Raw genomic sequence first — 22883 nt, 5'->3', positions numbered from 1 at the left:
GTTACCCCGCAGGTTACTTACTGTTTATCACACTGTGCCATCTCTTTAATGGCAGCAGAGTAACGCTTTGCTACTTCGTCCATGTACACTGTGTCAATCGCCCCTTTCCATGTAACTACTTCAGTAAACCGCTTTGGTATGGTTACCGCATCCACATTAAATCCGGTTTTACACTTCAACTGCCAGCGGAGCTTCTGAATATACTTTCCAGCCTCTTCAAGGTTCTCGGCAATATTGGTAAAGCCGGCTGCACGTAACGCCTCCTGCAACTTATCTGGCCCGTAAGTTCCACGAGCAAAAAGGCAGCCCATCATGCTGTTGATGTAAATACGTCCCCGTTCATCTTCGAGCATAAATTCGACAGCTTTTTCTGCATTCTTTTCTGTATTATTCTGATCAAACGCGTAGCCACCAGTATCAAGATGCGAATGTCTGAACCCATACGCTGAAGCCACAAAGAAGACTTCTCCAGTTGCGTAGCCAGCCATTTCCTGTCCAAGAACACAGGCAAAATCTTCTCCGCCGTACAATTTAGCTGCCGACATAGAGCCACGGGATAGCGCCTGATAAAAAGCATTTTCGCCTGAAGAGATAAATTTGAGTGCTTCAAGAAAGCCTTTCATTTCTCCAAACTTGAGATCAACAATGGTTTCCTCTTTGGAAATAAGGCCTTTTTCTGTAGCCTCTGCTGCCCAGGCAAGTGCCACACCTGCACTCATACAATCCAAGCCCATCTTTTCAGTTTCATCCAGCAATGCAAGCACATCAGCTGCATTTGTTATGCCCAGCATGCTTCCTTGAGCGTAGATAGGTTCGTAATCATAGGAAACCTGCTTGTAGAGAAACTCATGCTCGCTTGCGAACTGTTGCCGTAACAGCCCTATATGAATACACCCGACCGGACATCCAGCGCATGCGGCCTGCCTGAGTAGAAGCTGTTCAGCAAATGTTTCGCCGGAAATACCGTCCACACCTTCGTCATGTGTTTTTTGCAGGTTATTCCATGGCAAAGCATGCAATTCATTTAACGGAATCAAATTCTGAGGTGTACCTAAGTCATGGTACTTTTTCATTTTACCTGTTTCAGTGATATCCTTATAAATATCCTGCATCATGTCTGCATAGGCTTTTCCTTCCGGTAAATCATAGGCACCATCTCCTGAGATGATGATTCCCTTCAGGTTTTTGTACCCCATGGCTGCACCGGAACCCATACGACCAAAGTGGCGAAACGAATCTACATTGATACATGCGTACGCCACACCACGTTCGCCAGCAGGGCCAATGCGTATGGCAGAACGATGACCGGAATTATGTTTGCCAAACTTGCGCAAAAACTTACCTGTGGCAAACACATCTTTACCACGCAGATACGCGACATTCTCCACTTCACAAGAACGGGAGCCAACAACAAGAGCGCTCAACTTTGCGGCTTTTCCTGTAATCATGATTGCATCATATCCAGCGAAACGGATAGACAGCGCTAGACGCCCTCCGGCATGGCTTTCTGACCATTCTCCCGTATACGGAGACCGGAACCCGCAAACAACTTTGCTCATAAGCGGGTAAAAGCCTGTTAAGGGGCCTATGGCAAAAATAAGTGGCTGGCGGGGATCATCAGCAGGTGCATCATCCGCTCCGTACCTCTCATATAAAACCGCTGCAAGACCGCTGCCCCCAATATGCATGTGCCGATCTTCAATTGTCAGCGCATGGCTTTTTCCAGAATCAAGGTCAACATGTAGCACTCGGGAAGTATTCGGATCAATTTTCATATTCAACTCCCCTACTGATCCTGCGGCGGAATTTCGCGCAGCTCAATACAGTTATGAGGGCAAAACGGTACACACCGACCACAATGAATGCACAAGTATGGCAGATCTGTCTCAGTTTCATAGTAGATGGCATCTACAGGACAAACCTCTGCACATTTTCCGCACTTTATGCACTTATCGTGCTTAACAATGACGCCGCCCCCTTTACGCTGCTTCAGTGCCTCTGTGGGACACACCTCAGCACACGGAGCCGGATCACAAGCAACGCAAATCCGCGCTTCGAATCCTGTTGTTAACCCACCTGCAGAAGAAATACGTATTCCGGCCGTATTCCATGACAACTTTTTATGTACCAACCGCGCACAGGCCAACGAACAGGAATGACACCCTATACATTGTTCCATACGAACCGCTTCAAGTCTCTTCATACTGCTACCTGCTGTTTACCTTCATATTCAAGGGACTGTACCGCCCCTTTATTCATACTGCGCTCTGCAGAGCAACTCCTTGATATTCTCTACTTCAGGACACTTCATCGCTCATTATTTTTTATAGGCGCATAAGCTTGCTAACTAGCCAGTCAGCACCCTGTCGCTCGCTGCCTTCCATTACGGTACTCAAAATAAACATGTAAAAAATAGTATACCCAATTATCATGATCTACCTTTTCGATGCGATCTTCATAGTGGTTATAATATATTATCCCATTCTTTTCATCCTGCAGCAAAATACCATCAGGTATACCGAGACTAACGGCCATCCTATAGTAAAATTTATACAATGACTTACGCTTGTTATTGAGAAACCCGCTTGACCTATTAAGCCAACTGCCCTAGATTTTATATATTATGAATTGGGATTGGGAAAAACTGCAAGAAAAACGGCAGAGGCAATCGGGTCACGGTCCTAACTGGGGTGGATCATCTCAGGACGGCAATGATTCTGACCCGGTCAGCGAAGGCCTGAAGAAACTTCGGGGGATCAACTTCCCTGCAGGCAAGTTCGTGCTTGCTCTGGTTATTCTTCTCTGGCTCGCATCCGGTATTTATATTGTTCAACCTGATGAAGAAGGTGTTGTACTCCAGTTCGGCAAATATGTTGCAACAACTGGCCCTGGACCGCACTACCATCTTCCGTACCCTATTGAGACTGTATACAAACCTAAAGTCTCTCAAATCCGCCGTATTGAAATCGGCTTCCGCTCCACTGGTAAGGCTTCTTCTTTCCAGCAGGGACAGTCACGCACTGTTAAAGCGGAATCCCTTATGCTTACTGGTGATGAAAACATCGTCGATGTTCAGTTCATTATCCAGTACCGCATCAGCAATGCTGTAGATTACCTCTTCAATGTCACGCAACAATCAATTACAGTTAAAAGCGCTGCTGAAGCCGCTATGCGCGAAGTCATCGGCCATAACAAGATTGATAACGCGCTGACTGAAGGAAAGCTTCAGATTCAAAATGACTGCCGCAAATTGCTGCAGGATATTTTGAACCGCTACAAAGCAGGTATTCAGATTGTTGCTGTACAAATGCAGGATGTTCACCCGCCACAGGAAGTTGTCGACGCATTTAAAGATGTAGCAAGCGCGCGTGAAGACCGCAGCCGTATCATTAACGAAGCGGAAGCCTACAGTAACGACATCTTACCGAAAGCACGCGGTGCAGCAGCAGAAATTGTCAACGAAGCTCAAGCGTACAAAGAGTCTACTGTTAATAAGGCTCAGGGTGATGCTTCTCGCTTCCTTGCAATTCTTACTGAGTACAATCAGGCTAAATCCATCACTAAAAAAAGAATGTACTTGGAAGCTATGGAAGGCGTATTCAGTGGTTCCGGAGTAAACAAAATTATTGTCCCTAATAAGGGTGTTTCTCCGACGATTCCGTTTTTACCGCTTGGCGACAGCAAAATGAAGGAGAGTAAGTAATGAAAAAGACAACTACTCCTATCCTGATTTTGCTTGTACTTATTGTTGCTATAGTATTTCAATCTGCATTTATTGTTAAACAGACTGAAAAAGCTATTGTTCTGCAACTTGGTAAACCGGATAACAATGTCTACGGTCCCGGTCTGCACTTCAAAATCCCGTTCATCCAGAACGTTATCTACTTTGATGCACGTCTTCTGGAATACGATGCCCAACCGGCAGAGGCGCTTACACAAGATAAAAAGGCACTTGTGCTGGACAACTATGCCCGCTGGCGTATTGTGAACCCTCTCCTCTTTTACCAGACCGTTCGAACCATTCCGGGTGCACAAGCCCGTCTTGATGATATTGTCTATTCACAATTACGCGCAGCGCTTGGTCGCTACACGCTTACTGAAATTGTTTCTACAGAACGTGACAGCATCATGCAGATGGTTACAAAACGTTCTTCAGACTTAATCAAAGCATACGGAATTGAAATTGTAGATGTCCGCATTAAGCGCACAGACCTACCTGCTGAAAACCAGCGTGCTATTTTCGGACGTATGCGTGCGGAGCGTGAACGTCAGGCAAAACAGTACCGTTCTGAAGGTCAACAGCAATCAATTACAATTAAGTCTCTTGCTAACAAAGAGCGCACTATTATTCTTGCAAAAGCGAATAAAGAAGCCGAGATCATTCGTGGTCAAGGTGATGCAATTGCAACTAAGATTTATGCAGAGTCACTTGGTAAGGATGAAGACTTCTACAACTTCCAACGTTCTCTTGAAGCATACAAGCAGAGTTTTAAGAATAATACACGCATAGTTGTAACTCCAGAAAACAAATTCCTGCACGAAATGCAGTAGAAAAACACTGTTAAAGAGCGCAGCTGCATATTTTTCTCATGCCGCTGCGCTCTTTTTTACATTTACATTTTTTCTAGTGTAATTTGCTGCATTTTATTTTACTCTTATAGATAACTCTGAAAGGTCTGAACTAGACTCAGACAACACACTTTTTAAAGTTCAGCACCAATGCAGTTTAGACTTATTTACAATTTTTTATCAATATACGTACATGGTGATATTGACAATTGATTGCAAATCCGTCCACAAAGAGAATCTGCATCCACTGGGAGTTACAATTTCCTCCCAGCCATCTAAGAAACTTACTGTCGGAGTTTATTAGATACTGTTGCATTAGAACTTTGTTCTTAATGTCTGCACTCTGTTTTGTTTGTACCTCGGCAAACATACAGTAGAGTTTTCACTCACTACCCAGCAATTTTCAACGACAAGACTTGCGCTCATAAGCAATGCTTATTCAAATGTCTTGGCGGGAGAGACACGTGTCCAGCTTTGATGAAGTTTTTGAACGTATTAAACTAGCCACAAATACGAGAACTCAGGTTGAATTGGCAGAAGTTCTTGATATTCGCCAATCCAGCATCTCTGATGCCAAGCGTCGAGATTCTGTTCCATCTGACTGGTTCATGAAGTTATTTGAAAAATTTGGCCTCAATCCTGACTGGCTCAAAAAAGGTGTTGGCCCGATGTACCTCCGTACAGAGGAAGACGGCTACCAACCTGTCGAAGGCCCAGCAGCGGGACGGGTTTTCGAAAACCCTGCCAAATTCGGCGATCCGGATGCGCGTAGCGCAGTTGTTACAATCCACTCCATGCAAAACCTTGAAACCTCTGAAGACGGTGAAGATACCCGTCGTTTCAGCAGTGTCGGTAAGCTCTCTATTCCCCAATCTTTTGCCGGTGCTACTATCCAAATCTTCCGTGTTGATGCAAGCAGCATGGAACCGCTTATAAAAAAAGGAGCGTATGTCGGTCTCGATACTGCTCAGACCAACATTCTCTCCGGCGAAATCTACGGTGTATACGTTCCTTACGAAGGTATCTCCATCAAACGCATCTTCCTTGATGCAGCCAACCAGCGATTTATTCTGCGCAGCGAAAACCCAGCCCATCCTGAGCAATACCTGCCAATGGACCGCTGTACAGAAGATGTCGTAGGTCGCGTTGTCTGGAACCTTCAGACAATGTAGCCATTACAAAATTTTACTCTTAAAGGCGGTTAACCAGACCGCCTTTTTTTATGCCGTAGAAAAATTCCTCCCGTCCTGCCTAGACAACCACATGCATTTATTGCATATACATTTAAAGTTTTTCACATCTACTTCACAACAACTCTCTGTTGTAACATCCATTCAGCACACGTAACTTTGCCAGTTACGCTTTGTTACGTCTGCGACCGGTCGGAGAAGGACATGGCTTCTATCAGTATACTTGTGGTTGACGATGAACGTATTGTTGCGCTCGACATTAAAGGGACGCTCGAAACGCTCGGGTATAATGTTTGCGCTGTGGCAAACACAGCCGAAGACGCATTGAAAGCAGTTGAACAATCCTCCCCGGATCTAGTTCTTATGGATATCAACCTGCGGGGTGATATGGATGGTATTGCCATAGCTCATGTCATCAACGCCAAGCACTCAATTCCTATAGTATTCCTTACCGCATATTCCGACAGAGGGACATTTGACCGAGCTAAATCAGCCAATCCGTATGGCTTTATATTAAAACCGTTTGATGCCCGTAAATTGCACTCCGCAGTTGAAATTGCGCTGATTAAGCATTCTGAAGAAGCACGTCTGACAAAAGCACGCCATAAAGCAGAGTTGGAAAACAGCGCAAAATCGAGCTTCTTTGCCAGTATGAGTCATGAAATCCGCAACTCCCTCAATGGCATTGTCGGCATGACTGACCTTGCTCTGGAAACAGCACTGGATGAAGACCAGCAGGAGTACATGACAACGGTGCTGGATTCTGCGGAAAATCTGCTTGATATACTTAATGACATTCTGGACTTATCCAGAATTGAAGCTCGAAAAATGGCGCTTACACCGAAGCGGTTCGATCTGGAAGAACTCATCGACAAAGTGGTGCGCACTCATACACCCAAGGCGCACAAAAAAAAGCTGACAATCACGTATGATATACCAGCGTTTGTACCACGAATTTTACGGGGAGACCCCACACGTCTTTCCCAGATTATTACCAACCTGCTTTCCAATGCCATTAAATTTACTGAACAAGGGGTCATTTCATTGGAAATCGCTGATCTGGCAACAATCGGCGGCTATACAGACCCTCAATTTACTGCTCCTGCACCTAAAGATCACACACTGCTATTTTCAGTACGGGATACAGGTGTAGGTATTACAGAAGAAGAGCAAAACTTTATTTTTGAACCATACAAACAGGTGCCTGCCGAAGGAAAAACCCTTATACGAGGAACAGGACTGGGGCTGGCTATTTGCCGAGATCTGGTCAACTTAATGAACGGCACAATATGGGTGCGCAGTAAACCGGGGACTGGCAGCACATTCCATTTTACCGCACAGTTTGAGCATGGCAACTTTAAAGAAGAAAGTAGAGAAATAGAAGAACTTCCAGATCTTCCTCAAGGTCTGCATGTAGCGATTGCTGATAACAACGCAGTCGGACAACGACTGCTACGAGAACTACTGGAGAAAAAAGGGTTCAACTGTCACCTGACCTCCAACGGTGCAGAGCTACTGGAGTTACTTGCTTCTGAGCCAATCGACCTTGTAGTCACCGAGATTAAACTTCCGTTTCTCACCGGTCTGGAGGCAATGAAACACGTGCGTTCCGGCACCATTCCGGAATCCCCAAAAAATCTCCCCATAATCGCTGTAACCGCCTTTGCATTAAAAGGGGATAAAGAGCGCTTCATAGAAGCAGGAATGGACGGGTATGTTGCTAAACCTATTCATGCTGCAGAGCTGTACAAAGAAATTGCCCGAGTATTACAGCAATCAGAATCTCCTGTACATCCATCCAAGGATCGTGAAGAAACTGATATGTCTCAACTACTTGATGTTGATGGAACCCTGCTGAGACTGGAAGATGACACGGAACTAATCTGCCGCCTATATACCCTCTTTGTAGACGAAGTGGCAGAACGTCTGTATGGATTGAAGCTCTTTTTACAGGAAAACGCGTATGATAAAGCGGCATTGCACAGTCAGTCCTTTGCTGCAGCAGCTTTTAATATCGGCGCAAACAGTCTAGGTAATTCTCTGATGCAGATATATACTGCCGTCAGCATGGAACAAAAAATACCCGACGATCATATTCACCAACTAGAAAAGTTAAGCAATCAGACCACCACAGAAATTACGCGCAATATGGAGAAATTCTCCTGATTCATTGCTTCCGGAGACACCATGGCTCAACTACAGCCACCCCAAATACCATTATTCACTTCTTCCCTGTTACCGGAAGCTGTCTCCAACTTGCTACGCCAACTCAGCGATACCTGCTCATCTGACCAAAGCCTTGATCTGGACTATGTACGCAGCTTTTTATCGTCAGTGCTGGGCTGGTCGCGTAAAGATGTTCTGCCCAACCTGAAAGCCCAGTTAGTTGAACCAGAAAATTTAGCTACTATCTCACACCATATGGTGCTCCAAAAAAAAGGTAAGATCAGTTCTTTTCCTCTATTTTTTAATGACATGTACGGGCAGCGGGTCACAATATTAGTACACCCTCGCCCGTTACGCCTTTCCGGCGGCGACAAGATCATAAGCAGTACACTCTCTCTTGGCTCTGACACGTATCCGAGAAAAAATCAGTCTGATCGACAACGACTGAACCTGCTGGCTATTCTGGATAAACTTCCTGAATTTGTCGCTCTGGTGACTCCGCAATTTACACTTCGCTATATTAACAAACCGTTCCGTGAACAGGTACAGCTCTCTGTCGGCGACTCCTGCTACAGCGCTTTCACCGGAAACACCGAGTCGGCAGAGGCACCAACACATCCGTACTTACCACCGTTTGATGTGTTTGAAACTGGTTCTCCTTCTTTCTCTGCGTGGAAAAGTCCACGCTCCGGTCGTTCATACCGTTTTTTAAGCTATCCATTTACAGATACGGACGGTGAACAGCTTATCCTGCTCATGGGTCTGGACATTACTCAGCTCACCCGTTTTCAGGAAAAACTGGCCATTACAGAACGTCAGTACCATCTCATTACAAACAACCTATCCCTTGGTATTGCTGTTGTGGACGGGCAACGAAATATTACCGCCGCAAACCGGCAGTTCCGTAACTGGTTCACTATCCATAACGAATCATACCCTGTCAGCTGTCCGCAACCGCTTACGCTTGAAGATGAAAACGGTGAATGCGTACTGGATAAAACGGCAAGCCTTACCCTTAACGATGGGAAAGAGCATGAATGTGAGTTTTCTACTACCTTGAATGACACGGAAGTCACATTCCGTATCACAGCGTGTCCTCTGCATCGAACTAAACAATTTTCCTCAGCAATTATTCTTCTTGAAGATATTACCGAAAAGAAAAAGATAGCCCTTCGCACACAGCAGATGCGCAAGCTCGAAGCCATGAGCACGCTTGCGGCGGGTATCGCCCATGAAATCAATCAGCCCCTTTCTGCATTACGTCTGTATGCAAGCGGGTTGGATTTAATGGTTGAACAACGAGGAACAGTCCCCATAGACATTTTGCAAGAACGACTTGAGTGGATTTTACGGGAAACAGCTACAATCGAAGACATTATTACGCATATGCGTTCACTTGTCCGGCATCAAGGTGCTTTCCCGTTACAACCCTCGGACACCAATGCGGCAGTGCTGCAAGCAGTAACCTTGCTGCAAAGCAAACTGGAAACGCGCAATATTCAACTACGCACGAAGTTACAACCAAATCTGCCCAAGGTGCTCGCGTTACCTATCCAGTTGGAACAAATTGTCATCAATATCGTGATGAACGCAGTTCACGCCCTAGAGACTATCGACGGTGCCAAAGAAATTACCGTGACAACCTGCGAAACAGATAACGACACTGTTCTGCTCAGCATTGAAGATAATGGCCCTGGACTCAACGGACTTGGAGAAAAAATCTTCGATCCATTTTTTACTACAAAAGAGTCAGGAAAAAACATGGGGCTAGGACTCGCATTGGTACATACGTTCGTCACCAGCTGGGAAGGGACAATAACAGCAACCTCCCCACTTGCAGATAATAAAGGGACACTTATTACTATTTTATTGCCTCAGGCTACGACTGTTTAAGAGAGTGGTATGCGAATTCTTATTGTTGATGACAATCCAACCAGCTTACAAAGCCTTAGTGTTGTTCTGACAGACTTGGGTCACCAGCCAAGCACCTTCAGTGATCCTGTCGCTGCGCTTAACCACGCCAAAGAAAGCTATTACCCGCTGATTATCACAGATATTAAAATGCCTATGCTTGATGGACTGTCTTTACTCGCAGAACTGAAAGCATGCGAAACAAGTAAGCGCAGCGATGTTATCATTATCACCGGTCATGGAGATATGGATACAGCCATCGCAGCATTGCGCAATGGCGCATACGACTACCTGAATAAGCCTATCAACGCACGAGAACTTGCAGCTGTGGTTGAACGCAGCTTTGAGCACCAGAACCTGCTTTTTGAGAACAAGGACTTAAAGCAAAATATGGAAGAACGGGTTGCGCTGGCAAAAGAGTCTTTACAGGAAGATCTTGAAAAAATGCGTTCCCAGCTTCGAAATGTTTCAGGAATCGGTGAAATCATTTCCGGCTCCCAACGCATGCAGGAAGTCATCCGCGACGCAACCATATTCCACCATGAACCAGATGTTCCAATTCTTATTGAAGGAGAAACAGGAACGGGTAAAGAGGTCATAGCACGTCTTGTTCATCATGGGGATACCCATTGTGACAGACCCTTTGTTGCGCTGAACTGCTCTGCTATTGCAGAATCTTTATTTGAAAGCGAACTATTCGGATATGAGGCAGGAGCGTACACAGGTTCTAGAGCAGGCGGTTCTGCAGGTAAGTTGGAGTTGGCAGGAAACGGCACACTGTTTCTTGACGAAATTGCTGAAATGCCTCTTCATTTGCAACCTAAGTTATTGCGCGTGCTTGAGGACAGATCTTTTTACCGTGTTGGTGGATTACAGAAAAAAGAATTTACCGCCCGCATTATTGGAGCCGGTAACAAAAACCTTGAGCTTATGGTGGAAGAAGGGCTTTTTCGCCGCGACCTGTACCACAGGCTTACAGTAGGTCACTTACGCTTGCCTCCATTACGAGAACGCCAAAAAGACATTGCCGAAATGGCAGCGTTATTCCTTCGCAAGCAAGTTGTGCGCAAGGGGAAGAATTTTTCCAGCATTGCACCGGAAACAATCGAAACACTTTCAAAGTATTCATGGCCGGGTAACGTAAGAGAGCTTGAAAACACAATCGAACGTGCAGTACTCATCCATGATGATACCGTATTACGCCCGAAGCATATCGAGTTTCTCAATACAAACCGGTCTGCCCAAATATCAGCACGTGAAAACAGTCCATCTCTATCAGAATCTGGGGCAATGCCTTCAATCGACGTGAATTCATCAACTATCATTCTCCCTGACACGCCGTTCAGTCTAGAAGATCTCACACAGTCTGTAATTCACGCTGCGCTGAAAAAGTTCAACGGTAACAAAAGTAAAACTGCATCCTATCTTGGCATATCAAGATATGCTTTATATAGACGCTTGTCCTAACCGGTCACAAGTGTTCGATTTTGCACAATGTGCGAAACCGAACGTTCGAAAACGCACAATAAATCTAGCGTGCCAATTTTTTGAAGCAAGTTAAATTTTACATTCTCATAAGCTGTTGTTTTATAAATTCTTTTTTTATTAACAGAAATTTACGACTTTGGCACGCTTACTGCTATAATGTTTGCGACGGTTGGATTGCCAGCGATTAGGCGTCCCCCCCCCCAACGTACCAACCGTCGTGCTTAGGTTCTGAATACGGTAGGAATTATGTCTGACTTCCCCCCCCTACAGATATAGTTCTGGATCCGAGGCGTAGATTCAGACCAACCAATCTTGCCCCCTGTAATCATCCCCCCCCAGATTACAGGGGGCTCTTTTTTGAACACAAAAAAGCCCTCAACACCTCTGGTGAGAGTCCTGAAAATGACTGTCTGAATAACGTTATGTCCCGTACAGGGATGTCACGCCGTGTTTCACGACTTCAGAAATATCAAGACGAGATTCAATTGCTGCGGTCAGATTACCGATAGAGTCGAATACGGGGGAAACGCTCACAAGCCACAACGCAGCTGTACCGTCTGGATACATTCCTTCCTCTGTTACAACCACAGGTTCCTTTGAAATAAAAACCTTAGCAACAGGACAGTTGCCTCCGGGAAATTCACGGGTACATACATGCCTGCAGGAACGCCCTTCCGCTATAGCAAACGTTTCCATAAAAGCGGTATTTGCGTGAACAATAGTAAAGGATGTGTCCACAACAGAAACATATCCCGGCATCCCTTTGAATAACGATTCAAAGTAAGAACGACGTTCCGTGGCATTCTGCATACGCCTGCTGAACACTTCACCGGAACGAACCAGCGCCATTGCCAGCGCATCCAGTTCTAATTCTGTTGGAATCTCGGTAGGTAGCGGAGCACTGCCCAATTCTGTAGCAGTATGTGTAAGCTCTTCAAGAGGACGGCACACGATGCTTCTACACAGCCTGTTAAACAAGTAATAGAAGCACGGAACAGTAATGGCTGCGCAGCACGCCATAAGCCATACAATATCCACTGGCGTCAGAGGAGAGCTTGCCGCTAAAATCAGCAGTACACAAAGAACAATAAGCCCTGAGCAGCTGAAAAAAATAGCAGCAGCAACAGCAAACTTAGTCGCTATAGAGAACTTGGCATTGCGAAAAAATAACAAAAGACTCTCCCTCGTGTGTGTGTTTTCAGATTATAACACAGTACGCGGCAGGCTCAAAATCTTATTATATGTTGCAATACCGGCATAATAAAAAGCGACTCCTTTCTGACCATGCAGAAAGAAATCGCATTTTATTTTGTAAAATCAATTAATCGATAGCTTCAAAATATTCTTTTTCAGCACCGCAAAGCGGACATACCCAATCTTCTGGTAAATCTTCAAAAGCTGTATCAGGCGGAATGTTATTATCCATATCACCAAGTTCCGGATCGTACACATATCCGCACGGACATTCGTATTTTTTCATTAGTTCCTCCACAAGGAAATCTGTTAACTACAAGCATACTATGCACATAACAAAATACGTTAGCAAGCGATTTTATACCGCCCTCAATGCGTCGGCTGCTTACAGACAGCACCGATCAGCTTCACCACATATGGAAGGATATTCCTGACGATCACTCTCACTCCAGCAGCATTCGGATGGTGCCCATCCTGCTGATTCAAGGCATGATCAAGCGCCACTCCTTCGAGAAAGAAAGGATAAAACAGCACATTGTACTTTGCCGCAAGGTCAGGGAAAACAGCATCAAATTTATTTGTATATCGTTTCCCTAAATGTGGAACAGCATACATTCCGGCAAACAACAGCTCTGCATCAGTTGCTTTCACTTTTCTGATCATGGCAGCAAGGTTGTTTTTCATTCTGTCGACGCTCCGATGCTGCAACATATCGTTTGCTCCGAGTTCCAATATCACAATATCCGGTCTGGAAAGTAGTACTTTCGGGAGCCTTGCTCTTCCCTGTGCTGTTGTATTTCCTGCTATTCCATCGTTTTCTACCACAACAGCATACCCCAGCTTACGAAGCGTCTCCTGAAGCACCATCGGGAATGCATCCATTGCATTATCCAAGCCGTAGCCTGAAACCAGACTGTCACCAAATGCAGAAATAAAGATAACTTTGCCCCGTGGGCAAACAATGCCCTGCGCTTCCGGCGTATAATACTCCAGCCCTGTTTGAGGATAGAGAGAAGTACGGGCTGTTCTACTCATAAACTTTGTTTTATCCGAAGCCCGTTGAGCTGTGTTCTCATGAACCGTTACATACGGTTGTTCAGCAGAAACTGCGACTTCAGCAAAGCACATCCCACACAATACTGCACAGAGTAACGCACCTAGATACCATCCTCGAAAACCAGATTTCATAGCCATATTCATTATGCAGACCTCACAAAATCATTCAGAACAGTATACATCTGACACCATAGAACAAAATGATTTGAACACACCCAGTCAAAAGATCGCATAAAAAAACAGGCTGAAAAATACAACGCACCATAAATAGCGCGTATGTTTTTTCAGCCTGCTTAAAAGCGGATATAAAACTTGCAGTTACAGGTCGATTAATTCCACATCATCAACCTCAATAGGTAATCCAAGAAACCAGCTTCCAGTTCTTGCAAATCGAGAAATATCGTCAGTCGTTAAAAATCTGGTTCTACCGCATGATGTTTCTGTGTGAAGCAACCCGCGGACAGTCAGTAGCTTTTTTACTTCCTGCGCAGTTGTCTCTGCTGAATCAACAATATGGATACGGTCACCGACCACATTACGAATAGAGGAAGCCAGTAAAGGAAAATGTGTGCATCCGAGGACAATGGTGTCCGGCGCCTTCTGTTGTGCTGCATCCAACGGAGACGCAAACAACGGGTCAAGATACCGTGCGACAATCCCCTCAACGAGTTCCCCGTCAGTCCATCCTTCCTCTGCAAGAGGAACAAACAACGGGCATGGAAGGCCTGTTACCTGAACATCAGGTCTCAGCGCAAAAATTTCACGCTGGTACGCATTACCGCGGATAGTTGATTCCGTCGCAAGCACCACAATACTGCCGTTATTTGTCGCAGCACAGCTTGCAGTGGCTCCCGGTTTCACTACACCCAGTACAGGAATATCCGGAAAAGCTCTTTGCAGTGGCTCAATAGCTACAGAACTTGCCGTGTTACAGGCAATTACAAGCATCTTTACTCCGCGTTCAACAAGCTTTCCTGCAGCCTGCACAGCATAGCGGACAATGGTTTCCTGACTTTTGGTTCCGTAGGGTAACCGTGCCGTATCACCAAGATACAATATTTCTTCGCACGGCAGGGAAGAGCGCAGTGCTTTGAGCACAGTCAACCCGCCAACACCGGAATCAAACAGTCCAATAGGAAGAGAAGTCATTCTTTTATCTCCAACATCAATTACTGAATTGATGATTATATCTGGCCACCCTGTATGGCTGGGCAAAACCTACTCTTGCTGGAAAAAAAGGCAAGCGTATACTCACTCGATTCAAACATTCTGCAATGTACCACTATTCCCTTTATTATCAGTAACGAGCAGGTAAATATATACATAAGCTACATAGAACAGGAGAATAAAATAGCGCATACTGTTAAGTCCATTACCAGCTAAAATTATTGCTTAAGTAAATATAAAAGCAAAATGCCGGAGGCCAGTATGATGCAAAACAAACAGACAGCATCAACAGAAACTGAATCCATTTTCTCCCGATATATCGCCCTGAACGGCAATCCTCTGCTTCCTGTCACCCCCGGTACCTGTATTGGTAAAGCGCTGCGTCTTAATCACTTTCATATATCATCAGAAATCGGTTCGCCGGAGAGCGCATCGCTTCCTCATAATTACTCAATAGATCCGGCAACAAATAAGATTTATGCAACAGCGCTTGGTATTCTTTTTATTAACAACAATACCATTGAACTCCGTCCTATTCTGTATCCTTCAAATGACGGTATGACCGTCTACGCAGATATCTACCATAAAGACTTCAGCGGAAACTCCTTACTGCTCAGCCACTATGCATCGGCACTCTGGCAGCTGGAGGTCAATGCCCCTATAGACACCGCCCGATTCAATGCCGCAACACAAAAAGCTGCTGCTTCAAATATTCCGGTACGTATGGTTCCTCTATGCAAAGGGAAGCCTGTTGTACATGCAACGCCACCGACGATCATACCGTTACTCCCGGAACGCATTCTTAACACGCTCGAAAAAACAGATACACCAGTTAACTTCAAGGATCAGGGATTCTTTGCGGAAGTTCCTGCACACACTCCAGTTGCAGTCAGAGTTCCTTCTCCAGAACCGTCAAACGGGTTCGATGTCTACGGCAATGCCCTGCCTGTACTGGAACAAACTGACGCTGAAACCGGTGAGAAAGCTGCTCTGCGCGCCGGTGAAAATATCTATGGGGTACAGCAAATTGATGGGCACGCTGTTTATTACGCCTCTTGTGACGGCCTGCTAACTATCCGTGATGATATTCTATCCATTACTGATGTGCTGCACATAGAGGGCAATGTGGATATGAAAACGGGTAATATTATCGCAAAACGCGGCTCAGTCCACATTACTGGTTCCATTACACCGGGTTTTACTGTGGAAGCACCTCGCCATGTAATTGTAGATGGAGATGTTGATCAGGCTAATATCACCTGCGGAGGGGATGTTTTTGTGTCCGGTGCAATCATTTTGAATGAAATAAGCACAGTTTCAGCAAAAGGCTCAGTCTACGCAAACCACATGCACAATGCAGAAATCATCGCAAAGCAAAATATCATTACTTCCGGTTCGATTGTAAGCTCAGAACTCACAGCAGGAAAAGCTATACGTACATGCAGTGAACATGGAACTGTTCTTGGAAGCACGCTGGTTGCAGGAAATGAAATAAACATAGCCGAGGCAGGAGGAGAAAACGGAGCCCCTCCTACCCTGATTATCACCAACGATGCCAAAACACATGATAATCCGTTTGAAACAGAAGCAATACTTTCTCAGTCAATTTCAAAGCTTGATGAGTGGATCAAAAAAAATCAGGAAAAGGAACTGGCAGAAAACATGCTCGAACGGGCTGACAAACTGATGAAAAAAGCCAGACGCATCAAAAAGTCATTAGCTAAAAAAATTATGCCCGACGTTATCCATCCTGCGCATCGTGTTATTATCAGAGGAACAGTGGCAGCCGGCACTCTTGTTACCATGCATGGGCAAACGCTTACCATTGAGCACCCATTGCCCAAGCTATCCATGGAGCTGGAAAATCACAAACGGGCTGTGCGCACGCAGCAAACTGAAACTGTCTGATTACGGACAGAGATAGCGCTTCCAGAACCGTTTCAAACCACTACGGATAAGCCGTATTGGATGAAAGGTTTCCGGTATAAGATGAAATGGCAAAATAAAGCCTTCAGCATCAAACTCCTGAGGAGTTGCCAGCACATATTCCAGTTGTTCCTGAAACGCCCCGCGCACATTTTTCCGCTGGAGTTCACCCCAAAGCGGCATTTCATCAACAGTACAGCCAAGTACTGAATACAATGCTGTATCCAGCGAAACCGGATCACCTGCCGCTCCTATCAAGCCAAGTGAATAAGGCTCTCCGCCGCTGGGGCCAGTTTTATGCATGCAGGTAATACCATCAACAACACTGACAGACTCCGGCAGCGCTAACGCCACATCCACCAATAATTCCCGAAAAGCATTTGCCTTGTCCCCGTGCGTAGAATGGGCAATGGCTTTGCGCACTCCACTTACACAGCCAAATAAATTTTTCACTGCGAAAGTAGCACGCATCTGCGTATGTGCCTTCATACGGGGAACATTTACGAGCAAGTCACTCTCAAGTGCGCTGCGAGATATTCCTATAGAATTGCCGCTGGCAAAAGTAACACAGGCTGGGGAATCCAACGTAATGAGGGGAACACCAAGACGCTCCAATCCTTCTGTGAGGCCAATGCTACGGGCAACCGATGCTGCTGAACCAAAAGCCGGCGAGTCCCCGACTGTAACAGTGCATCCATACTCCAGTAGACATTCGCACACTGCTTCCACAACCACGGGGCTTGTGCAGCATAGGCCAGTGCTGTCCGCCTTAAGCAGATTCGGCTTTACCAGAACCTTTGCGCCAGCTGACGGTGAAAAATGGATAGCCTGCAAGCAAGTTTGAACAGCTGCAAGTACTGAAGAATATGTATAGTCCGGACAATGCTTCAATGCCACTGGAATCAAGCCATTGCTCATCAACTCACCATCGTTATTCAATGAATCTTCCCCGTTCAGTTCCAAAGTACCCACTCCAGCATACATAGATTTCAACCAGACAAACAGCCTTCATAATCCTGATTACTTGTTAACTATTGTTATCCTCAGAGCACGTTCCTTGTCATCAAAAAAGCACCGCCAGCCATAGAGCACGTAAACCAATCCTGAACATTCAAGAATTATATCAGCACGAACATTTCAAAAACATGAACGATAACCTGTTGACTTTGTTGTTTCAGGTCGCTACTTGTATACAAAATTTAATTTCGTGTTACTCAAGGAGAACGATATGACTAAACGTGTTATCGGTTTTTGTGCTGCTTTTCTGCTGATGACAACGGCTCTTGCCTCTGCTCATGAATTTATCCTCGTTCCTGAACAATGGAAATCGTACCATGCTGACCAGCAAGTTCCTTTCAGCCTCGCTTCTTCTCACTCATTCATGCACAGTGAAGAGCTTGAAGCAAAAGAAAGTGTCGCAGCATCGTACGAAGGAGATGCTGTTACTCTCCACCCTAACAAAGCATATCTGACTTGGGACGGACGCGTAACACTCAAGTCCGGAAATGCAGCTGTGATTGCTGCACACCGCAAAGGTGAAATTTGGAGTAAAACCACATCCGGTTGGAAAAAAGGGGATAAATCAACTTTAAAAGGTGTTATTCTTACGAGAAAATATGAAAAATTTGCAAAATCCATTCTTCCAGTAGAGGGAAAAACAGCAAAGTTTGACCGTGCAGTCGGACACCTTTTAGAAATTATTCCTGTAGACAACCCGCTCACAGCGCATGCTGGTGATGAGATTCGCGTTAAAGTTCTCTACAACGGCAAGCCCGTTGCGCCAGAGAACGTATTTGCCACCTATCAAGGGTTCACAGATACTGAAAACACCTATGCATACACCACAGAACCATACGGTGACGGAATGGCAAAAATCCGTATTTCTAACCCTGGCCTGTGGATGATTCGAGTTCAGCACGTTGCAGAAGGAAACGGCGACAAATACGAAAGTCACGTTTTAAGAGCGACCCTTACCTTCCCGATTGCGAACTAGCATGCTGCAAGCCTCTTTTATAGCTGCGCTCACTATGGTGTTCTGTGTGTTCAACGTGACTTCAGCATTAGCTCATGGCGTCACTGCACGGAGTATCTCTACCCAAACTGCAATCGTGCAGTTTGAATACGCTGGGGGCGACCCGATGTCCTATGCAGAGGTACTTGTCTTTTCACCGAAAACAAAAGAAGGCGGCGTTGAGTTTCAAAACGGCCGGACTGATGCGCAAGGTAATTTTGCCTTTGTCCCGAATGCAGCAGGTACATGGCGTATCACAGCCTTGGACATGGGGCACAAAGCTGAAATGGAACTCAACATTTCTGAGGAAGGAATAAAGCAGGCTGCCGCAAGTTCTGGAATATCATCCCAACCGCTGCGTATAGCTCTTGGCATAAGCGTAATCTTCAATCTGCTCGCTGGTTGCCTGCTACTGAAACGCTCACGTAAAAAGGTAGCTTGATTCCAGTATGGTTACTATCATCCCCCATACGGAGTAACCATACAGAATTAGAACATCTACCTAACCATAGAACATTATTGACGAGCTGAACTACTCCCGATATTTTTACATTTCATGTCGGGATGTAGCGCAGCTTGGTAGCGCACTTGAATGGGGTTCAAGGGGTCGTGAGTTCAAATCTCGTCATCCCGACCAGAGAAATCAAGGGTTTGCAGCGATTCGCTGTGAACCCTTTTTTAGTGCGGCTGAACATTGGCTGAACACCTTAGTGGTTATGATAGTCGAAATAGCCAACTAACAGGCTGAGATACCATGACCTGTTGTATTTGAAGTGCAGAACACCTGTGTGTTCTGCCAGTCCTATAAATTATCAAAAACTTATAGTTTGCATTGCTTGCTATCTTCAACAACCTCTCAAAACAACTTTTCTATATTGACTACACAGCTTAACATAGCAACAATAAAAGAAATTAACGACATTACTATGCGAGAAAACTCAAATGCAATCATTCATAAAAAATATCCTAAATTTCTTTTTTATAGCTGTTATCGCTACAACAGCCTTAACTTTAGTCGGTATTCTGTACCTATGGTTCGGTGCAGAGCCTACACGTAACGAACTTCCTTACTTAGGATGGTTGCTAACAGTAGGTATTGCAGAGATTTTTGCAATTGTGTTTATGTACGCAAGAAAAGGGATTCAGTATTTACCTGAAATCGTAATCAACGAGGATGAAAAAGAGACTTTCGATTTCATGGAAAGATTTATTTCACGCGGTAGCAGTGTCACGATAGTAAGCAATCGTATTTCTTGGCTTCAAAGAGCACCAAGGGTGCTCAATAAAATAGTTACGCGAGCGCAAACAGGGACGGGGTTTGATATCATTACCCCAAGTGACATAGATAACGACCTTAAAGAGCAACTAGAACAAGCAGGCGTTACCTTATTCCTAACAGAGGAAGAAGTTCCTCCAGAAGCAAGATTTACTTTAATAAATGGCAATCGCAGCGGTGCAGAAGAGCTTGCTATTGCAAGGGGAGCACACCCAAAACATGAGATATCAGTTTTTGATAATAATTCTGGTCCACAAATAATCGCTCTAGCCAAAGATATCATTCGTAAGTCAAAAGGACGCAACGATGACTAATGCATGGGATAAAGCTGCCGCCATTCGAAAAGAGCAAATTGAATCAGGTTTAGATATCACTTTTTGCGACATTTTTATTCCGTACTATTTAAAACTCATCAAAAGAGAAGCACCAACCACTTTCTTGGAAGTTGGATGTGGTACAGGGCATCTTTTAAAAGAAATTGTTTCAGAAAGTATAGATTGTAAAGCCGTTGAACCTTCGCCAAAAATGTATGAAATCGCAAAAGAGCATTTAAAAGATCAGACTGTAAATATATCTTGTTGTAAAATTGAAGACTTCAATTCCCTCGAGCAATACGACCTAATTTTATCTCACTTGTGTGCTCAAGCTGTAACAGATTTAGGTGGCTGGCTTAACTCAATTTCACAGTTACTCGCGCCCCAAGGCACGTTTGTTTTTGCAATCCCTCATCCATGTTTTTACAATGATTACAAAAAATTAATCCCTTCATCCAAGTATTCCTACATGCATGAAATTGATGCCACTATAAGTCTTTCAATTACTTTAGATTCAAAAAATACCATTGATGGAGTTCCGTATAAACATCGGCCATTAAATTGCTATATAAATATTCTGAGAAAAAACGGTTTTTGTTTAATTGGCTTAGATGAAATATATCCCTCGCCTGAAGTTCAAGCTAAATACGGAGCAACTTGGGACTATCCAAGGTATTTAGTTTTTCATGCTAGGTTACTGGAGGATTAAAGTGAAACTGTCTGAAGTGATGAATCAGGTCGACGAGTTGGTTAAAACTAAAGGGTGGTACTCAAAGGACTCAAAAAAGTCTCAATCACCTAAAAACCTAGCAATATCAATAAGCCTTGAAGCTTCAGAGCTTCTTGAATCTTTTCAGTGGAGCGAGCAAGGAGATCTTGCTTCTACTGAAGAAGAATTAGCTGATGTGATTATATATTGCGCTCAACTAGCCAATGTGATGGGCATCAACCTCGAAGAGGCTGTTAGGAATAAGCTTCAGTATGACTTCGAAAGGACTTGGGAGTAGTTGTGGAAGGCTTCATTAATTCTTTAACTGAATATTGGAAATTGATTTTGCCAATATGTTTTGTTCTCCTCCTAATGGTGTTTTGGAAGCAGTTAAGAAGTATTTTCAAGAAGATGTCACCAAAAGATTTTGAAGGAACATCCGCTGTTCTTTGTCTTTTTGGAGCTTTAATTGGTCTTTGTTTAATTGTCGCATCGTATTTTTATTCAAAGCAAAATGAACAATTTTATGCATACATTTCAGCTTCAATTGGTTCTCTTCTTGCTGCAAGTTTCATTTATAGTTGTTGCTCTGAGTATTTTCTTAAAAAACATTTTTTAAATGAGCTAACGTCCACTATCGATCACAAACTCACAACGAATAAACGTTGTGACAGTGTCTGCGCCTTTGGACTTCAAGAAATTTCAGGCTGGCACACTCATGACTTACTAAATAAAATGGAAAGTTCTAAGTCCTGTACGTGTGTTGCCTTATACTTCACTGATATATTTGAAAGTCATCACGAACGCCTTGTCCAAATGATTAATAATGGCTTGGAACTCACAGTAATAATGCTGAACCCTTCTTGCGAAGAAAACATTACTGCAATAGCTAATGGTTTTCAGGGGTATGATCCTTCCATGCTAAAACATAAAATCGATCGAATCGTAAAACACTTTTTAATCAAGCGAATTCTGAAGGAACTATCGGATGATGCACAAGGAAAGCTGGAAATACGATGTGCCGATTGGCCTCTTCCATACTCTGCATATGTGTTTGATAAAAAAGAAATGTGGTTTTTACCCCGACACGCAAGCAAAGTAAAAAACGATGCTCCCACATATTTTTCAATTTCAGGTGAAACACTAGCTAATAATTTTTACTATAAAGATGTGATTTCTCTTCGCGATAAATATTCCCAAAAAATGAATCTTTCAGTAGGACAATAAGATGCTTTCACCGACAGAACATCTCGTAACCAACGCTCTTGAATCATATATATACTCACGGAAGGATGTTTCTACTTTCCTTGACCATCTAAGTACCTATGGAAAAATATATATATTTGGAGGAGTAATTAGGGACTTAGCATACAACGCTTTCCATCATGACAATGTAGTTGTTTCAGATATTGATGTTATTATTGACACAGAAGACTTTGTTCCACCATACGGCGAACACACACGAAATTCGTTTGGAGGCTATAAGTTCCAACTTCCAAATGACACACTAGATGTATGGAGGATCAAGGATACTCTAGCTGTGAAAAAAAGCATCGTGCAAAACAAAATTGAGAGCATCCCCAAAAGCACTGTTTTTACGGCAAATTCTATCATTATCGAATGGCCAACTGGCAATCTATTCCAAGATGGTTTTTTCGATGCCCTTTCCCAAAGACAAATAACTTTTCAATGCAAAGACTACCTTGAATTATACCCTGAATTGCAGGCGTTGCGAGCAGTTACATATGTTCAAAAATTAGGATTCACCTTAACGAAAGATGTTCATGATTTTGTTGCTAGGACTGTTAGAAAACAGACTGAATCTATGTTTCGGAACAAATTAAAAGATACCGCTAAACGAGGACGCTCAAGCGTAATTAAATCCATGTTTAATGATTTCGCATAA

21 protein-coding genes and 1 tRNA gene are annotated in these 22883 nt (G+C 44.2%); 15 read left to right on the top strand and 7 right to left on the bottom strand.

All coding sequences use genetic code 11. The features are described from left to right. Positions 1 to 17: 17 nt before the first annotated feature. Entirely contained in the window at positions 18 to 1775 is a 1758-nt protein-coding gene (locus tag SP90_RS01465; protein WP_066851826.1) for an aldehyde ferredoxin oxidoreductase N-terminal domain-containing protein, read from the bottom strand. A gap of 11 nt (positions 1776 to 1786) precedes the next feature. Then, complete coding sequence (locus tag SP90_RS01460; protein ID WP_066851825.1) at positions 1787 to 2203, bottom strand: 4Fe-4S binding protein; 417 nt, start codon at positions 2201 to 2203, stop codon at positions 1787 to 1789. A 420-nt stretch (positions 2204 to 2623) separates the two neighbouring features. On the opposite strand from SP90_RS01460, the gene hflK reads away from it, so the two are divergent. The 6 genes from hflK (at position 2624) to SP90_RS01430 (ending at position 11303) form a co-directional block, all read left to right on the top strand. Beyond that, positions 2624 to 3703, top strand: coding sequence for an FtsH protease activity modulator HflK (gene hflK, locus SP90_RS01455; RefSeq protein WP_066851823.1), 1080 nt, complete (start codon positions 2624 to 2626; stop codon positions 3701 to 3703). Then, positions 3703 to 4551 (top strand): protease modulator HflC, encoded by an 849-nt coding sequence (gene hflC / locus SP90_RS01450; RefSeq protein ID WP_066851821.1) that lies wholly within the window; start codon positions 3703 to 3705, stop codon positions 4549 to 4551. The genes hflK and hflC overlap by 1 nt, the downstream gene beginning before the upstream one ends. A gap of 482 nt (positions 4552 to 5033) precedes the next feature. Further along, entirely contained in the window at positions 5034 to 5741 is a 708-nt protein-coding gene (locus tag SP90_RS01445) for a LexA family transcriptional regulator (protein ID WP_066851819.1), read from the top strand. Positions 5742 to 5963: 222 nt separating this feature from the next. Beyond that, positions 5964 to 7925 carry a response regulator gene (locus tag SP90_RS01440; protein ID WP_066851817.1) on the top strand — a complete coding sequence of 654 codons (1962 nt, stop codon included), beginning with the start codon at positions 5964 to 5966 and terminating at the stop codon, positions 7923 to 7925. A 21-nt stretch (positions 7926 to 7946) separates the two neighbouring features. Then, a complete protein-coding gene (locus SP90_RS01435; RefSeq protein WP_066851815.1) occupies positions 7947 to 9818 on the top strand; it encodes a PAS domain-containing sensor histidine kinase in 1872 nt (623 codons plus the stop codon). A 9-nt stretch (positions 9819 to 9827) separates the two neighbouring features. Then, complete coding sequence (locus tag SP90_RS01430; protein ID WP_066851813.1) at positions 9828 to 11303, top strand: sigma-54-dependent transcriptional regulator; 1476 nt, start codon at positions 9828 to 9830, stop codon at positions 11301 to 11303. A gap of 441 nt (positions 11304 to 11744) precedes the next feature. On the opposite strand, the gene SP90_RS01425 is transcribed toward SP90_RS01430, so the two are convergent. The 4 genes from SP90_RS01425 to murI all read right to left on the bottom strand — a co-directional run bounded on the left by SP90_RS01425 (position 11745) and on the right by murI (position 14723). Continuing rightward, positions 11745 to 12497 (bottom strand): PAS domain-containing protein, encoded by a 753-nt coding sequence (locus tag SP90_RS01425; RefSeq protein WP_066851811.1) that lies wholly within the window; start codon positions 12495 to 12497, stop codon positions 11745 to 11747. A 148-nt stretch (positions 12498 to 12645) separates the two neighbouring features. Further along, positions 12646 to 12804: a rubredoxin gene (locus SP90_RS01420; RefSeq protein WP_066851809.1), complete on the bottom strand. Its 159-nt coding sequence runs from the start codon at positions 12802 to 12804 to the stop codon at positions 12646 to 12648. Positions 12805 to 12887: 83 nt separating this feature from the next. After that, complete coding sequence (locus tag SP90_RS01415) at positions 12888 to 13712, bottom strand: arylesterase (protein WP_231895515.1); 825 nt, start codon at positions 13710 to 13712, stop codon at positions 12888 to 12890. Between the two features lie 180 nt (positions 13713 to 13892). Continuing rightward, positions 13893 to 14723, bottom strand: a complete 831-nt coding sequence (murI, locus tag SP90_RS01410) for a glutamate racemase (protein ID WP_066851807.1) — start codon at positions 14721 to 14723, stop codon at positions 13893 to 13895. Between the two features lie 279 nt (positions 14724 to 15002). Between murI and SP90_RS01405 the strand changes: the two genes are divergently transcribed. After that, entirely contained in the window at positions 15003 to 16649 is a 1647-nt protein-coding gene (locus tag SP90_RS01405) for a DUF342 domain-containing protein (protein ID WP_066851805.1), read from the top strand. On the opposite strand, the gene SP90_RS01400 is transcribed toward SP90_RS01405, so the two are convergent. Then, the gene (locus SP90_RS01400) at positions 16650 to 17630 is read right to left on the bottom strand and encodes a DUF362 domain-containing protein (RefSeq protein ID WP_197498736.1); all 981 of its coding nucleotides are present in this window, start codon (positions 17628 to 17630) and stop codon (positions 16650 to 16652) included. It lies immediately after the preceding gene. 265 nt (positions 17631 to 17895) lie between these two features. Between SP90_RS01400 and SP90_RS01395 the strand changes: the two genes are divergently transcribed. The 8 genes from SP90_RS01395 to SP90_RS01360 all read left to right on the top strand — a co-directional run bounded on the left by SP90_RS01395 (position 17896) and on the right by SP90_RS01360 (position 22883). Beyond that, on the top strand, positions 17896 to 18660 hold the full coding sequence (locus tag SP90_RS01395) for a DUF4198 domain-containing protein (protein ID WP_066851803.1): 765 nt from the start codon (positions 17896 to 17898) through the stop codon (positions 18658 to 18660). A 1-nt stretch (position 18661) separates the two neighbouring features. Further along, the gene (locus tag SP90_RS01390) at positions 18662 to 19120 is read left to right on the top strand and encodes a hypothetical protein (RefSeq protein ID WP_066851801.1); all 459 of its coding nucleotides are present in this window, start codon (positions 18662 to 18664) and stop codon (positions 19118 to 19120) included. Between the two features lie 118 nt (positions 19121 to 19238). Continuing rightward, positions 19239 to 19315: transfer RNA gene (locus SP90_RS01385), tRNA-Pro, on the top strand. 305 nt (positions 19316 to 19620) lie between these two features. Continuing rightward, a complete protein-coding gene (locus SP90_RS01380) occupies positions 19621 to 20268 on the top strand; it encodes a hypothetical protein (protein ID WP_066851799.1) in 648 nt (215 codons plus the stop codon). Then, positions 20261 to 20977 (top strand): class I SAM-dependent methyltransferase, encoded by a 717-nt coding sequence (locus tag SP90_RS01375; protein WP_066851797.1) that lies wholly within the window; start codon positions 20261 to 20263, stop codon positions 20975 to 20977. The genes SP90_RS01380 and SP90_RS01375 overlap by 8 nt, the downstream gene beginning before the upstream one ends. A gap of 1 nt (position 20978) precedes the next feature. Continuing rightward, positions 20979 to 21275, top strand: a complete 297-nt coding sequence (locus tag SP90_RS01370; protein ID WP_231895514.1) for a MazG-like family protein — start codon at positions 20979 to 20981, stop codon at positions 21273 to 21275. Positions 21276 to 21277: 2 nt separating this feature from the next. Beyond that, positions 21278 to 22204 carry a hypothetical protein gene (locus SP90_RS01365; RefSeq protein ID WP_066851795.1) on the top strand — a complete coding sequence of 309 codons (927 nt, stop codon included), beginning with the start codon at positions 21278 to 21280 and terminating at the stop codon, positions 22202 to 22204. Between the two features lies 1 nt (position 22205). Continuing rightward, a complete protein-coding gene (locus SP90_RS01360) occupies positions 22206 to 22883 on the top strand; it encodes a hypothetical protein (protein WP_066851793.1) in 678 nt (225 codons plus the stop codon).

This window comes from Halodesulfovibrio spirochaetisodalis, assembly GCF_001672295.1.
Classification (GTDB): Bacteria; Desulfobacterota; Desulfovibrionia; order Desulfovibrionales; family Desulfovibrionaceae; genus Halodesulfovibrio; species Halodesulfovibrio spirochaetisodalis.
The sequence above is the reverse complement of the archived record's forward strand: the minus strand, read 5'-3'. Positions and strand labels throughout refer to the sequence as shown.